The organism is Mesorhizobium sp. B2-1-8, from assembly GCF_006442545.2.
Classification (GTDB): Bacteria; Pseudomonadota; Alphaproteobacteria; order Rhizobiales; family Rhizobiaceae; genus Mesorhizobium.
Genome location: NZ_CP083952.1, coordinates 5,558,851 through 5,573,620 on the forward strand (window position 1 = coordinate 5,558,851; position 14,770 = coordinate 5,573,620).

Here is a 14,770-nt window from a genome sequence, read left to right on the forward strand (position 1 = left end):
TCTATCCTTTCACCGCGCCGAGCGACAGGCCTTCGACCAGATAGCGCTGTGCGTAGAGGGCGAGCGCCAGCGTCGGCGTGATCGACAAGACGATGGCCGCCGAAATCTGGCCATACTGGATGCCGGATGAGGTGATGAAGGCGAGCGCGCCGACCGTCACCGGCTGCTTGTCGGCCGAAGCCAGCACCAGCGCGAAGACGAAATTGTTCCAGGCGAAGATGAAGGCGAGCAGGCCGGCCGCCGCGATCCCCGGACCGGCGAGCGGCAGCGCGATCTTGCGGAAGGTGGCGAACCACGAATGGCCGCCGATGCGGTAGGCGTATTCGATGTCGGCCGGGATATCCTCGAAATAGCCGCGCACGATCCACAGGATCAACGGCAGGCAGATCAGCTGGTAGACCCAGATCAGCCCGATATAGGTGTTGGCCAGGCCGAGCTTCTGGAAATAGAGGGTCAGCGGCAACAGCACCAGGAGCGCCGGCGCGAACTTGAACGACAGAAGCGTGAAGGCGATGTCCTCCGAACCGCGGAATTTGTGGCGCGCGAAGGCGTAGGCGGCCGGCACGCCGAGCAGCAGCGAGACGGCGACCGAGGTTACCGACAGGAACACCGAGTTCCAGAGATTGCGCATGAAGGCGATGTCGAGCGTGCCGGCTGCGGTCATCAGCTTGCCGGTGATCAGCGCCGTGTAATTGGCGAGCGTCGGTTCGAAGATGAGCTGCGGCGGGATGCGCAGGATGGTCTCGTTGGTCTGGAACGACATCATGAAAATCCAGACGATCGGGAACATGAAGAAGATCACCACCAGGGTCAGTGCTGCGCCGCGCAGGATGCGTTCGAGAAGCGAGGTGTGTTCCATCGCCGCCTCCTATGCTTGGCCACGGGCGCGTTCGCGCAGCCTGAGCCAGTTCTTGATGAAGATGTTGGAGAGTAAATAGGTGATCGCCCACAGGATGATCATCAGCGCCGCCGAGCGGCCGACATTGGTCGACTGGAAGAAGTTGAGATAGGCCTCGACCTGGAAGACGGTCAGCGTGTCGCCCGGCCCGCCCTGGGTCATCGCGTAGATGATGTCGAACTGCTGGATCGAATCGAGCAGTCGGAACAGCGTCGCCGTCAGGATGTAGGGCGTCAGCATCGGCAGCGTGATGCGGAAGAAGACGAAGCTCCTCGGCACGCCGTCGAGCGCCGCCGCCTCGAAGGGCTGCGTCGGCAGGCTGCGCAGGCCGGCGAGCAGCAGGATCATGATGAAAGGCGTGTAGACCCAGATGTCGACGAGCACGACGGTGAACAGCGCGGTCGACGGCGACGACGCCCAGCGGAAATCCTGCAGCCCGATGAGGCTGGCGAGATAGCTCAGCACGCCGAAGCCGGGATTGGTCATCAGCTTCCACATCAGCGCGGCCAGCGCCGGCGCCGTCATCAGCGGCATCAAGAGCATGATCGAGATGAAGTTGTTGAGCGTCGAGCGCTTCTGCAGCAGCAAGGCGATAGCGAGACCCAGAAGCAGTTCCAGCACGACCGTGGTGCCGGCATAGACCAGCGAGACTTTCAACGTGTTCCAGAACTTCGGATCGGTAAAGAAGGAGATGTAGTTGTCGCCCCAGTTGAACTGGCGCGCCCAGGGCTGGCTCAGACGGTAGCGCTGGAAGGAATAGACCACCGAGGTCAGGAACGGGATCAGGATGCCGATGCAGACCAGCAAGGCCGGCAGGCTGAGCACATAGGGCAGCACCCGCTTGCTGATCCTGAAGCCGGATGGCCTGGGCCTTTGCGATACCACCGCAGTCATCGAGCTGCTCCGTTGTTGCCTCGCCCTGCCGGCCGCCCAAGGGAGCAAGGCGGCCGGTCGGGCGAAATGGCGGTCACCTTTCGGCACCGCGTCGCAAACGTGAAAAGGTGTAACCAGGGCCGACCCGCCAAGCAGGCCGGCGTCCTTGCGACTTAACCGAGACCGGCTTCCTTGAGCTGGCCGTTGATGCTCTCGGCGAGCTTGTCGAGGCCCTCGTCTACCGGCACTTCCTTGGCCACCATCTTCTGCAGCGTCGCCGCCCATTCGGTGGTGAGGTCGAAGAACAGCGGCTGCGCCGTGAACTTGATCGACGCGCCGGCCGCCGAAGCGTCGAACATCTCGACATAGCCGGGATAGCTCTTGTTCAGCTTCTCGCGGAACATCTCGTCCTTCCACACCGACTGGCGGACCGGATCGACGAAGTCCATCTTGGTGGCGCCGAACAGCCCGTGCTCCGGTCCCGAGGCCCATTGCAGGAAGTACCAGGTCGCGTCCTTGTCCTTGGAGAAGTTGGACATCGCCAGCGACCAGATCCAGATATTGGGCGTCGAAGCCTTGGCTTCCGGGTTGGCGGTGAAGGCGGCATAGGCGAGCTTGCCGGCCATCTTGTTGTCGCCGCCATTCATGAAGTAGCCGAGGCAGTCGGCGTCGAAGATCATCGCCGAGGCGCCGGCGCCGAGATCGGTACCGACCTGGTACCAGGTGTAGGTCGACCAGTCCTTGGGGCCGCTCTCCTGGATCATCTGCACCCATTTGGCATGGAAGGCTTTTGAGCCGGCGGTGTTCATCGCCGCCGCGAGCTTGCCATCGGCGGAAACAGTCAGATCCTTCTCGTTGAAGTTCGAGTAGGCAGACAGGAAGCCCGGATGGATGGTCGCCCAGGAGCGCGAGCCGCGCACGCCGATGCCGTAGACGCCGCTGCCGATATCCTTCTGCAGCTTGGCCGCCGTCGAGATCATCTCGTCCAGATTGCCGGGGACGCCGACGCCGGCCTTGTCGAACATGCCCTTGTTGTAGGTGATGTTGTTCTGCTCGAAGGCCCACGGAATGCACCACTGCTTGGCGTCTTCCGAACCCAGAGCGCCACCCGGCTTGCCGTTCCAGGCGCAGGACGACTTCACGCCTGGGAGAAAATCGTCCCAGGCATAGTTCGGGTTGGTCTTGGCCGGATCCTTGATCCATTCGTTGAGGTCGGTGATCCAGCCGGCTGGGCCATAGGTCCAGGTCATGTAGGCGCCGGTCATGAAGGCGTCGTATTCGGGCGAGCTCGCCGACAGGGCCGCGGTCACCTTGTCGAAATAGACGTCTTCGGGGAAGACGTCATAGACGACGTTCATGCCGGTCAGCTTCTTGAAGTTCTCCAGGTCGGCGATCATCGCATCGGCATAGGGATGCTTGTTGAGCAGGAGCTTGATGGTCTTGCCCTTATGCGCCTGCCAGTCGAAGTCGGCGGCGAGCGCGCGGGTCTGGCCCAGGTTGAGCAGCGTGCCGGCGGTGCCGGCGGCCAGGCCCATGGCTCCCAGGCCCTTGATCAGTCCGCGACGGTCGACTTGTCCGCGCAGGAAGGCCTCTATGAGGTCTTTCTCTTTCTCATGCATTTCGTCTTCTCCTCCACAGGGTAGTTTCAACTGAACCGTTGCCGGCTACCCGACCGGCGTCTCTTCCACGAGCGATCGCGCCGTCCGCTCGTCTGTTATCAGGCCCTTGAGATAGCGCCCCTCCAGCACCGACTTGATGGCGCGAACCTTGATCCTGCCGCCGGCGACGGCGACGATCCTACGGCTGGCGATGTCCTCGCGCGCCAGCGCCAGCGCCCGGTTGGAAACGGTCGTCGCCACCGCCTTGCCGGCCTCGTCGAAGAAATGGCCGAGCAATTCGCCGACGCCGCCATTGCGGCGGATCTCCTCCATCTCACCCTTCTCGATCATGCCGGTGGCGACCAGCGAAGCCTCGCGTTCGGCGGTACCGATGCCGGCGAAAAGCAGGTCGGCGGATCTGGCGAGATCGAAGACCTCGCTAACGCCCTTCTGGCCCAGCAGCACGATGCGGTCCTCCGCCGTGTTGGCGAACATCGGCACCGGCATCACATAGGCTTCGGCGCCGGTGCGTTCGGCGAGACGGTGGATGACGTCATGCGGGTTGGCCGAGAATTTCCGCGTCAGGCCGCCGAGCAACGAAACGAAACGGATCCGGTCGGTGGTCGTGCGCGGCAGATATTCCACGCAAGCCGCGAGCGTGCGGCCATGGCCGACACCGATCAGCGCCTGCTCGCCGCGTTCGATCTCGCGCTTGAGGAACTGCGCTCCGGCAATGCCGAGCGCCTTGAGCGGCAGGTCCTCGGAATCGAAATCCGGGACCACCTCGCAATAGTCGAGGCCGTAGCGGCGGGACAATTCGTCCTCGAGTTCGACGCATTCCGACACTTCGCCGTCGATATAGACCTTCACCAGCCCTTCCTGGTTGGCCTTGGTGATGAGGCGGTGGGCCTTGAGGCTGGTCAGCCCGAGCCGCTTGGCGACCTCGGACTGGGTCAGGCCACCAGCGTAATGAAGCCACGCAGCCCGCGCCGCCATGCTGGCATCATCGTCGCGCAAAAGGCCGTTTCCAAAACCAACCACGTTTCCGTCCCGGTGATATTTTTATCAGTTGATGCAAAATTTTTCACATGGATTGACCGAAGTCAAGCGCCACCTTTCAAAATCGCATGGCGGTTGGCCGGCCGGCCGCGCCGCGGTTCGGCCGGAACTTCAGGAGGGCAAAGAGGTTCTTACATCGAGGTCGCGGCGCGCCGGCCGGCCGCCGGCGCCGAGCGGTGCCAAAAACCCGGGGGGAAGGTGGAGAGGCGGAGCAGTGGCGCCGCCTGACAGGACAATGTTCGAGCCGCTTTGCTGCGATATGCCGCTTCATCCGACATGGCCCGATCTTGTCGCACGGCTGCTGTTTGTGGTGCTGGCAGGTTTTCTCATTGGCCTGAACAGAGAAGCGCGTGGCCACACCGCCGGGCTTCGGACGACCATCCTCGTCGGCCTTGCGGCCGCGGTTGCGATGATCCAGGCCAACTTGCTGCTTGATACGACAGGCAAGGGAATGGATTTCTTCTCCCGCATGGACGTGCTGCGCCTCCCGCTTGGCGTGCTGACCGGCGTGGGCTTCATCGGCGGCGGTGCCATCCTTCGGCGCGGCGACCTCGTGACCGGTGTCACCACCGCGGCCACCATGTGGATCATGACGATGATCGGACTTGCGTTTGGCGGCGGCCAGTTCGGTCTTGCGGGAATTGCAACCGTGCTGACGCTGCTGACGCTTCAGGTATTGAAATGGGTCGATCTCAAGATCCCGCGCGACCACCATGCGATCCTGTCGGTTTCCTGGGCGAAAAGTTCACCGCCCGACCTTCAAGAGATGGTGCGGCCGCTCGGCTATGACGCACGCCTTGCCACGATGGAGCACGATTTCAGCCGCGACCGCTTCGTCTACTCGTTCAATCTCGAATGGAGACAGCCCGATGCGACCGAACCTTCAACGGAAATCCTGGCGCTGGTCGCCCGCGAATGTGAGATCGAGCGATTTGATCTAGTCGGCGAGAAAGCGTCCTGACCGATGCCAGCCGATTTGAATGGAGCAGCCCTTACTGCAAGGTCCGTGCGGCGGAAGGTAGGGAATGATCCCGCGCGATGCCGGCATCGGCGTCGCCCTCGGCGAGCGAACGATCGAGGCCGGTCGCCACCACCGAGACCCTGAAGCGGCCTTCCATGCTCTTGTCGAAGATGGCGCCGACGATGATGTCGGCATCCTCGTAGACTTCCTCGCGGATGCGCGTGGCAGCCTCGTCGACCTCGAACAGGGTCATGTCCCTGCCGCCCGAGATCGACACCAGGACGCCCTTGGCGCCCTTCATGGACATTTCGTCGAGCAGCGGGTTGGCGATCGCGGCTTCCGCCGCCTTCATCGCCCGGCCGTCGCCCGAGGCCTCGCCGGTTCCCATCATGGCGCGGCCCATGCCGCGCATCACCGATTTGACGTCGGCGAAGTCGAGATTGATCAGGCCTTCCTTGACGATGAGGTCGGTGATGCAGCTGACGCCGGAATAAAGCACCCGGTCGGCGATGACGAAGGCATCGGCGAAGGTGGTTTTGGCATCGGCGATCCGGAACAGGTTCTGGTTGGGGATCACGATGACCGTGTCGGCAGCCTCGCGCAGCCGCTCGATGCCCTCTTCGGCCATCTGCATGCGGCGCCTGCCCTCGAAGGTGAACGGCTTGGTGACGACGCCGACCGTCAGGATGCCGGCCTTTCGCGCCGCCTGGGCGATGATCGGAGCCGCACCGGTGCCGGTGCCGCCGCCCATGCCGGCGGTGACGAAACACATATGCGTGCCGGCCAGATGATCCATGATCTCGTCGAGCGATTCCTCTGCAGCGGCACGGCCGATCTCGGGCAGCGAGCCGGCGCCGAGGCCTTCCGTGACGTGTGCGCCAAGCTGGATCAGCCGCGTCGCCTTCGACATGGTCAGCGCCTGGGCATCGGTGTTGGCGGCAATGAACTCGGTTCCCTGAAGCTGTTCCACGATCATGTTGTTGATCGCGTTGCCGCCGCCGCCGCCGACACCGATCACGGTGATCTTGGGTCTCATCTCGGAGATTTCCGGCTTCTTGAACTCGGCCATGCCTGCTTCTCCTTCGCCAACTGCGTGTGCTTCACGACCCACAAGCAGACCGCCTGCAAGACATTGCAATCGAGCGGCATGACGCGAATCAGTCCGTTCGGATGGGTACCCCAAAAAGCCAGAGAGCGAGCGGACGTGCAAGTGCGGGAAGGTCAAGATTTGTGATGAAGAGGTCGAGCTACGAGAACGACTGTCCGGTTTCGGACGATCGCGATAGTGTCGCCGTAGATCAGGCACCACGCGGAGTGCCTGGCGATGGCTGGGTCGAACCCGCCTTGGCCGATCGTCTCAATGGCCAAGGCGAGATCTCCGCGGACTTCGTCACCAATCAAAGCTCGAGGGTATATCCCCTCCAGAATCCAAGGGTATGAGAGAATTGTCCAGTTTGTCATCCATGAGATTGCGACCGCGGGGATCGCAGCGCGGACGTTTGCGGCGATGAAACGCCCCGTCAATCACGGCGCCATGGCCGTCTCGGGCTATACCGTTCCCTGGCATACAGCGGCCGGAACACCGGTCGCCCTTCATGTCTCGTCAGCGCGGCAGGTACGCGACGTGCACGTCGTGCGGCTCGACACGCCCGCGGCCGAGCCGATGGGCTGGCGCGTCGAGTCGACAGGAAATGCCGTGTCGCATCGGGACTTCGATCATGGATCCTTCCTGAAGATCGCGGCGACCGAACTGGCCAAGGCCACCGAGATCGAAGGCGTCGCCTTCGAAGTGTACTTGACCCGCAATGATGGCGCCCGCGTGCTGTTCGAGAGCGGAAACCTGCGCCTCGGCCTGCAGGACGGGCGGCTGATGTCAGGCGACCGCGGCAAGCCGCTCGATAGCGGCGTGGCCTTGCCGGCAAACATCTGGCTCAAGCTCGAGATTTCGTCGAACGACGGCGCGACCGTGCTGCGGGTCGATTCGGACGATCTCCTGTCGCCGTTTCACCTGGATCATCGATTCGACCTGCCATGGCGCCCGCTGCCCGGTGACATGGTCTTCGGCACCAGCACGGCAAACGATGTCAGGTCGCTCAATGCGAAATTCTCTGCGATCTCCCTGCAAACCGCGGCTGGTCGTATCGCGTGGACGTTTCCGACCCTGCTGCCGAGCGGCCCGCTCGCCTCGACAGGCACCGATCGCGTCCTCTTCCTGGAAACGATCAACCAGCCCGCCTTCTGCATGACCTCGCGCCGCTGGGACGGGTCGAGTTTCGACCCCCGCCTGGTGCCGTCGCACTACGACGCCGTGCATTGCCACGACGACGACATGGGCGCGTTGCAGTGGCCCGCGTCCTACCAGCTGCAAATCCCCGCCGAAGCGCCGGCCGGCGTCTATGCCTTCGAGGTCGGCCAGGACGAAGGGGCGGAGCGTATCGTCTTCTTCATCACTTCGTCGGTACGCCGCACGCCACTGTTGTTCCTGGTGCCTACGGCCACCTACCTTGCCTACGCGGATGAATTCCTGCCGGCGCATCTCTACGAATGGATGTGCGAGGATCGCGGCCATCGCTTGGCGATCGACAACAACCTGAAGTCTCTCTACGACTACCACAGCGACCTCAGCGGCGTGTCGATCTGTTCCACCAGGAAGCCGAAGGCGACGCTGCGCGACGACTACAATTACCCGCTGTGCGGCTGTCCGCACAACCTACCGGTCGACCTGCACTTTCTGCGCTTCTGCCACAGCAACGGCATTGCCTTCGATCTCATCACAGACCGCGACCTGCATGAACGGGGCGTAGCCGGCCTGCGGGACTATCACGCGGTCATCACCGGCAGCCATCCCGAATACATGTCGGTCGAGATGGAACATGCCTTGCGCCAGTTCGCGGCGGCGGGCGGCAGCATCGCCTATCTCGGCGGCAATGGTTTTGCCGGCAAGGTGGCGTTCCAAGACGATCTGATGGAACTGCGCCGCTCGCCGCTCGAGGCGGGCCGGACCTGGGACGGTCCCATCGCCGAACAGTCGCTGTCGATCACCAACCAGCCGGGAGGCTACCTGCGCGCCAGCGGGCGCGGCGAGTTCTCGCTGACCGGCGTCGCCATCTCGCTGATGGGTTTCGAAGGCGCACGACCCTTCACGCGCACACCGGAAAGCCGCCACCCTTCCGCGGCATGGTTGTTCGACGGCGTCGCCAGCGAGACCTTTGGCGACGAGGGCATCGTGCTTGGTGGGGCTGCCGGCTACGAGGTCGATGCCACCGACCCGCATCTGGGCACATCCCCCGACACCATCGTCATTGCGCGCGCGACCGGTTTCCCGGACAGCTTCGTCCAAGACGCGACCCGTTGGTACGAGGGAGGTGACAGCGAGCGCGACGGGCGCCGCTGCGCGGAGATGACGCTGCGCCATCTGCCTTCGGACGGCCTGATCTTCTGCGCGAGTTCGGTCGCCTGGTGCGGCGCCTTGCCGGCGGGCGACGCCATGAACGACGTCGGCCGGATCACCAAGAACTTGCTGACGCGTCTGGCGGCGACAAAGAACCGGAAGGCCCCGGATCGATAGCCCCGGAAAGGTGGCACCCGCGGCACCGCGCCGGTTCCAGCAGTTCGCTTGCCGCGCAACGATCGAAGCGTCTATCATGCCTGATCAATCGGCGGCTTGGGTGTTCCCGCCATACCCGGCTCAAGGTTTGTCCGCGGCCGATGTCGTCAGGTCATTTTCAGAACAGATAAAGTAGCGCCCTCGCCAATGGCCGACAGAACACATTTCGGTTTGACCGCCGTCGACACCGTGCCCTTGCACGAGAAGGTCTATCTGGAGCTCGTGCGAGCCCTAATGTCCGGCCAATTCCTGCCTGGCCAGAAGCTGACCTCGCGCAAACTCGCCAAGGAACTCGGCACCAGCGACATGCCGGTGCGCAGTGCCTTCATGCGGCTGCAGGCATTGCGGGCGCTGAGCCCGATGCCGAACGGCAGTGTCGAGGTGCCGGTGATCTCGGCCGAGCGGTTTTCGCAACTGACCGCCGTGCGCACGCTGCTCGAAGGCCCGGCGACCGAGCTTGCAACGAAACTGATCAACGGCAACAATCTGCGGGCGATCCGACGCCATTGCACCGAATTGACCCTGGCGGCCCGCAAGGGCGATATCAGCGACTATCTCAGGAAGAACCACGACTTCAAATTCTCGATCTATCGCCATTGCGGCAATGAGCAGATGATCTTCCTGATCGAAACGGTGTGGATGCAGGTCGGCCCGTTTCTCAGAAATCTCGCCACGGGGTTCGAGGACGACCTCTCCTCCATTCTGGACATCGACTATCACGAGGAAGTCGTCGCGGCGATCGAGGCACAAGACGGCGCGCGGGCGCGGGCGGCCATCGTTCGCGACATCGACGAGGGCGCGGCCCACATCCTGCGGCAGGGCAAGTTCCCGGAAGCGAGGAGCTAGACCGGTGTCTCCTGGACACGTCACCAGATGCCCCTTGGCTTTCCCTTGCCTTGTCGCTATGTTGCGATCGCAAATCGCGCAATTGGTTCCTGAAATGCCTCCCGACATCCCAGCTAATGATTTGAAAAAATGAAGGAAACTCTTTCGACTGACGTCGGAGATACCTTCATGAACTCATCAGCTGTCTTGTCGTGAAATAGGGTGGCCGCCTCAGGCGCGGCACCGCAGGGAACCAGAGGTAACGGAAATTGAGCGATGCAATTGCGGACGTTTTGAATTGGCTTGAAACCCGAAGCGACATCCAGAGCCTGAGGGCCGCGGTGTGCGACCTCAACGGCATCATGCGGGGAAAGCGCATCCCGGTCGAGCAAGCGCGCAAGGCGCTGGAAGGCAAGTTGCGCATGCCCTATTCGCTGATCGGGCTCGATGTCTGGGGTGAGGACATCGAAGGCAACAGCCTGGTCTTCTCGACCGGCGATGCCGATGGCCTTTGCCAATGGACGGGACGCGGCATTCTGCCGGTGGAATGGACGGCGCATCCGACGGCGCTCGTCCCGCTCTGGCTCGCCGACGAGAGCGGCGCGCCCTATCTCGGCGATCCCCGGCGGGCGCTGGCCCGCATCCTCGATCGCTACCAGGCGCTCGGCCTCGCTCCGGTCGCGGCGACCGAACTCGAATTCTACCTGGTTGATCCGCAATCGCAGCGGCCGGTCGGACCGGTCTCGCCAGTCACCGGGCGGCGTCTCGATTCCGACGCGGCGCTGTCGATCGACGAGATCGACGATTTCGAAGCCTTCATCCACGACATCTACGAAGCCTGCCGCGCGCAAGGCATTCCCGTCGACACGGCGATCGCCGAAAACGGCGTCGGCCAGTTCGAGATCAACCTGAACCATGTCGCCGACGCTTTGCGAGCGGCCGACGATGCGGTGTTGTTCAAGCGCACGGTGAAGGGCATTGCCCGCAAGCACGGCTTTGCCGCCTGCTTCATGGCCAAGCCCTATGGCGACCGCGCCGGCAACGGGTTTCACGTCCATTTCAGCCTGGTCGACGACGAAGGGCGCAACGTATTCGACGATGGCACGGACCAGGGCTCGGACACCATGCGCCACGCGGTCGGCGGGCTGCTGGCTGCGATGGCCGAGAGCACGCTGGTGTTCGCGCCGCATTTCAATTCCTACCGCAGGCTGCGCCCGCGATCCTACGCACCGACCGCGGTCGCCTGGGGTTACGAGAACCGGATGGTCGCAATCCGCATTCCCGGCGGCCCGACCGGGGCGCGCCGCATCGAGCATCGCGTCTCGGGCGCGGACGCCAACCCCTATCTCGTGCTTGCCGCCATACTGGGCGCAGCACTGATCGGCATCGAGAAGCAGATGTCGCCGGGCGACCCGGCCGGCAATGACGGCCAAGGCGTTGTGCCTGCCAAGTTGCCGCCGGACTGGGCGTCGGCGATCGCGACCTTCGAAGGCGGGACGCATGTGGCGGAGATCTTCCCGGCGATCCTGCGCGACTCCTTCGTCGCCTGCAAACGCCAGGAATTGAACACGTTCGCCCTCAACGTCAGCGATTTCGAGATCGAGACCTATCTCGAAAGCGTCTGAGGCCTTTACGACGACCGCTCGGCCTTCAGCACCGTGACCGCCGCCTCGCTGTTGTGGACATAGTCGTTGGCGTCCGGCTGTTTCTGCACCAGCATTATGAACAGAAGATCGGTCAGCGTCAGCTGCGCGTCGCGCGCGGTGATGGAGGAGGAGCGCGCGCGTTCCTCGTCGGCGATGGTGTAGAGGCGGATGTCGGCGACGCGGCTCAGCGGATTGTCGTGCAGGCCGGTGACGGCGATCACCGACGTGCCGCGCTTGGCTGCAAGCTCGGCGATGCGCAAGGTTTCGATGCTGGCGCCGGAATAGGAGAGCGCGAACAGCACATCGCCAGGCCCGAGCGTCGAGGCGTTGGCCATCTGGATGTGGCTGTCGCTGTCATGCAGCACATTGCGGCCGAGCTTCATCAGCTTGTAGGAGAAATCGCGCGCCACCAGCGAAGAGGCGCCGACGCCGACCAGATGGATGCGCCGCGCGCCATCCAGCAGCTCAAGCGTCCTGGAGATGATGCGCTCGCTGTTGGCGGCGACGGTCCGCTGCATCGACAGCAGCTTGCTGCCGATCAGCTTCTTCAGGATGACCGGAAAGCCATCGCCGACCTCGATCGAGCCGTGGATGACACCGGCCGGCACCTGCCAATCCTGCGCCTTGGCCTCGCTGACAGCGAGCTTGAGTTCCTGATAGCTGGCATAGCCGAGTTTCTGGCTGAACTTGACGACGCTCGACTGGCTGCGGCCGATCTCGGCCGCGAGTGCGGCCGTCGACAGCCGCAGCATCTGGTCGGGATTGTCGACGATATAACGGCCGATCTCGCGATCGCTGGGCGCCATGCCGTCGAGCTTGGCATTGATCCTGCTTAAGACGGACACGGAATCCCTCGCTGTTCAGACTTGCCAGACGAGGAATAAATTATTCCAATTTCGATTGACAGCCAAGAACGCAGAATTAATTCTCAAACCTGACCCGGGTCACCGCTCGGGATTTGGAGCAGCTTTCCCAGGCAGGTTGCCGGTGTGAGCCTCATCGTCAAGGTATCAGCCATGGACAGATTGCGGATCGTCGGCGGACAGAGACTGCAAGGCGCGGTCACCATATCGGGCGCCAAGAATGCCGCCTTGCCGCAGATCGCGGCCGCACTGCTCAGCCCCTACCCGCTCGAACTGACCAACCTGCCCGATGTGACCGACGTCGAAAACATGCTCGGCGTGGCAAGGCTTCACGGTGCCGAAGTGACAAGGTCCGCCCATGCCGCGACCATCGACACAAGTGCCGCCGTTTCCAAGGAAACGTCCTACGACACGGTGCGGAAGATGCGGGCGACAGTGCTGGTCCTGGCGCCGTTGCTGGCGCGGTTCGGCCACGCCCGGGTTTCGCTGCCGGGCGGTTGCGCGATCGGCGCGCGCCCGGTCGACATGCATGTCGCCGCACTCGCCGCGCTCGGCGCCAGGATCGCCATCGAGAACGGCCTGATCGTCGCTTCAGTGCCGAACGGATTGACCGGCACGCGCATCGTGCTCCCCTCACCATCGGTCGGGGCGACGGAAACCGCCATGATGGCGGCGACCACGGCCAAGGGCGAAACCGAGATCCTCAACGCGGCGCGCGAACCGGAGGTGGCCGATCTCGCCGCTTGCCTCAACGCCATGGGTGCGCGCATCGAGGGCGCCGGCACGCATCGCATCCTGATCGCGGGCGACACCAACTGGCACGCCGCCAGGCACGACATCATCCCCGACCGCATCGAGGCCGGCACCTATGCCATCGCGGCCGCGATCACCGGCGGCCAGCTCGAACTGACGCACGCCCGGCTCGAACACATGGCCTCGGTGGTGCAACTGTTGGAGGCGACCGGCGTCAGCGTCTGGCCGGGCGACCGTGGCCTCATCGTGTCACGCGACCGGCCGCTCAAGGCAGCCGACCTCACCACGGAACCCTATCCGGGCTTTCCGACCGACCTGCAGGCGCAGTTCATGGCGCTGATGTGCTGCGCGCAGGGCGCCTCGCTGCTGCGCGAAACCATCTTCGAGAACCGCTTCATGCACGTGCCCGAACTGATGCGGCTCGGCGCCAACATCAAGCTGCAAGGCACCATGGCCCTGGTACGCGGCGGCGAGAAGCTGCATGGCGCGCAAGTGATGGCCACCGACCTGCGCGCTTCGGTGTCGCTGGTGCTGGCGGCGCTGGTCAGCGAAGGCGAGACCATCATCAACCGCGTCTATCACCTCGACCGCGGCTATGAGCAACTGGACCGCAAGCTGCGCCTTTGCGGCGCCGACATCGAGCGGCTGGGCGCATGAATACCGACGCGGATTATTTTCTCGGCGTCGATGGCGGCGGCACCGGTTGCCGCGCCCGCCTCGAGGACGCGCAAGGCGCGGTGCTGGGACAAGGCCTATCGGGCCCGGCGACGACGCGGCTCGGCATCGAGGCAGCCTGGGCCTCCATTGCGAAAGCCTTCGGCGCGGCGATCGAGGAAGCAGGTTTCGCGCCGGCCGAGACCGCCCGGATCCATGCCGGAATCGGTCTTGCCGGCATCGGCCGCAAAGGCGCGCTGGAGGCGTTACGGGCAATAGCGCACCCCTTTGCCAGCATCGACTTCGTCAGCGACGGCGTCGGCGCCTGCCTCGGCGCCCATTCGGGTCAGGACGGCGCCATCGTCATTGCCGGGACCGGCTCGATCGGCCTTGGCTTTGTCGAGGGCCGCGACCTGCGCGCCGGCGGCTATGGATTTCCGATCTCCGACGAGGGCAGCGGCGCCGACCTTGGACTGAAAGCCGTGCAGCTGGCGCTGCGCGCCCATGACGGCCGGCACGAACGGACGGCGCTGCTGGCGGAGGTCATGCAGCGCTTCGCGGGCGACCCCATGGAGGCCGTTGCCTGGATGGACCGCGCCAGCGCCACGGACTATGCCGCGCTTGCACCCATGGTGATGCGCCATGCCGACCAGGGCGACCCCGTCGGACGCCGCATCGTGCAAATCGCGGCAGAGCAGATCGACACGCTGGTTCGGGTGCTGTTCGAAAAAGGCGCGCCGCGCGTGACCTTGCTGGGCGGTCTCGCCAGCCCGCTCGAGCCCTGGCTTTCCCCCGATGTCCGGCGTCGCCTGAAGCCGGCCGACGGCGATGCCGTGGCCGGAGCGATCATTCTTGCGAAGAGGTCGGTCTACAAGGGATAGCTGGTAAGAGTAGGAATAAAATATTCCAAATCTCTGTTGACGATGCGAATATCAAATTCTAAAAAGTTAACAAAGAAAAACTGCGGTGACGGACCCAAGGTCCGTCTGCACTGGTTGCCCGTCGAGCCATGCCGGGCGCGCCGTGCAGTATG

The 14,770-nt window shown here is 63.8% G+C and carries 12 protein-coding genes; 6 read left to right on the plus strand and 6 right to left on the minus strand.

Annotated elements, in window-relative coordinates:
* Position 1 precedes the first annotated feature (1 nt).
* From FJ970_RS27385 to FJ970_RS27400, 4 genes are all read right to left on the minus strand, one after another.
* The gene (locus tag FJ970_RS27385; protein ID WP_127276378.1) at positions 2-859 is read right to left on the minus strand and encodes a carbohydrate ABC transporter permease; all 858 of its coding nucleotides are present in this window, start codon (positions 857-859) and stop codon (positions 2-4) included.
* Between the two features lie 9 nt (positions 860-868).
* The gene (locus FJ970_RS27390) at positions 869-1,792 is read right to left on the minus strand and encodes a carbohydrate ABC transporter permease (RefSeq protein WP_140757687.1); all 924 of its coding nucleotides are present in this window, start codon (positions 1,790-1,792) and stop codon (positions 869-871) included.
* Between the two features lie 152 nt (positions 1,793-1,944).
* Positions 1,945-3,390, minus strand: a complete 1,446-nt coding sequence (locus tag FJ970_RS27395; protein WP_140757688.1) for an extracellular solute-binding protein — start codon at positions 3,388-3,390, stop codon at positions 1,945-1,947.
* A 45-nt stretch (positions 3,391-3,435) separates the two neighbouring features.
* Complete coding sequence (locus FJ970_RS27400) at positions 3,436-4,410, minus strand: sugar-binding transcriptional regulator (protein ID WP_181178420.1); 975 nt, start codon at positions 4,408-4,410, stop codon at positions 3,436-3,438.
* A 253-nt stretch (positions 4,411-4,663) separates the two neighbouring features.
* Between FJ970_RS27400 and FJ970_RS27405 the strand changes: the two genes are divergently transcribed.
* On the plus strand, positions 4,664-5,389 hold the full coding sequence (locus FJ970_RS27405; RefSeq protein ID WP_140757810.1) for an MgtC/SapB family protein: 726 nt from the start codon (positions 4,664-4,666) through the stop codon (positions 5,387-5,389).
* 31 nt (positions 5,390-5,420) lie between these two features.
* Here FJ970_RS27405 and ftsZ read toward each other — a convergent pair whose 3' ends face one another.
* Entirely contained in the window at positions 5,421-6,458 is a 1,038-nt protein-coding gene (gene ftsZ / locus FJ970_RS27410) for a cell division protein FtsZ (protein ID WP_140757689.1), read from the minus strand.
* Between the two features lie 438 nt (positions 6,459-6,896).
* Here ftsZ and FJ970_RS27415 point away from each other — a divergent pair, with 438 nt between their 5' ends.
* The 3 genes from FJ970_RS27415 (at position 6,897) to FJ970_RS27425 (ending at position 11,446) form a co-directional block, all read left to right on the plus strand.
* Entirely contained in the window at positions 6,897-8,957 is a 2,061-nt protein-coding gene (locus tag FJ970_RS27415) for a N,N-dimethylformamidase beta subunit family domain-containing protein (RefSeq protein ID WP_140757690.1), read from the plus strand.
* 186 nt (positions 8,958-9,143) lie between these two features.
* Positions 9,144-9,842 (plus strand): GntR family transcriptional regulator, encoded by a 699-nt coding sequence (locus FJ970_RS27420; RefSeq protein ID WP_140757691.1) that lies wholly within the window; start codon positions 9,144-9,146, stop codon positions 9,840-9,842.
* Positions 9,843-10,090: 248 nt separating this feature from the next.
* Positions 10,091-11,446, plus strand: coding sequence for a glutamine synthetase family protein (locus tag FJ970_RS27425; RefSeq protein WP_140757692.1), 1,356 nt, complete (start codon positions 10,091-10,093; stop codon positions 11,444-11,446).
* Between the two features lie 5 nt (positions 11,447-11,451).
* On the opposite strand, the gene FJ970_RS27430 is transcribed toward FJ970_RS27425, so the two are convergent.
* Entirely contained in the window at positions 11,452-12,312 is an 861-nt protein-coding gene (locus tag FJ970_RS27430) for a MurR/RpiR family transcriptional regulator (RefSeq protein ID WP_140757693.1), read from the minus strand.
* Positions 12,313-12,483: 171 nt separating this feature from the next.
* Here FJ970_RS27430 and murA point away from each other — a divergent pair, with 171 nt between their 5' ends.
* Positions 12,484-13,740 (plus strand): UDP-N-acetylglucosamine 1-carboxyvinyltransferase, encoded by a 1,257-nt coding sequence (gene murA / locus FJ970_RS27435; protein WP_140757694.1) that lies wholly within the window; start codon positions 12,484-12,486, stop codon positions 13,738-13,740.
* Complete coding sequence (locus FJ970_RS27440; protein WP_140757695.1) at positions 13,737-14,618, plus strand: N-acetylglucosamine kinase; 882 nt, start codon at positions 13,737-13,739, stop codon at positions 14,616-14,618. Before murA ends, FJ970_RS27440 begins: the two co-directional genes overlap by 4 nt.
* Positions 14,619-14,770: the final 152 nt, after the last annotated feature.

Bases quoted from the DNA above. Each gene is read 5' to 3' on its own strand.
- murA (WP_140757694.1), top strand. From the start codon at position 12,484: ATGGACAGATTGCGGATCGTCGGCGGACAGAGACTGCAAGGCGCGGTC.
- ftsZ (WP_140757689.1), bottom strand. From the start codon at position 6,458: ATGGCCGAGTTCAAGAAGCCGGAAATCTCCGAGATGAGACCCAAGATC.
- FJ970_RS27395 (WP_140757688.1), bottom strand. From the start codon at position 3,390: ATGCATGAGAAAGAGAAAGACCTCATAGAGGCCTTCCTGCGCGGACAA.
- FJ970_RS27415 (WP_140757690.1), top strand. From the start codon at position 6,897: ATGAAACGCCCCGTCAATCACGGCGCCATGGCCGTCTCGGGCTATACC.
- FJ970_RS27420 (WP_140757691.1), top strand. From the start codon at position 9,144: ATGGCCGACAGAACACATTTCGGTTTGACCGCCGTCGACACCGTGCCC.
- FJ970_RS27440 (WP_140757695.1), top strand. From the start codon at position 13,737: ATGAATACCGACGCGGATTATTTTCTCGGCGTCGATGGCGGCGGCACC.
- FJ970_RS27390 (WP_140757687.1), bottom strand. From the start codon at position 1,792: ATGACTGCGGTGGTATCGCAAAGGCCCAGGCCATCCGGCTTCAGGATC.
- FJ970_RS27385 (WP_127276378.1), bottom strand. From the start codon at position 859: ATGGAACACACCTCGCTTCTCGAACGCATCCTGCGCGGCGCAGCACTG.
- FJ970_RS27405 (WP_140757810.1), top strand. From the start codon at position 4,664: ATGTTCGAGCCGCTTTGCTGCGATATGCCGCTTCATCCGACATGGCCC.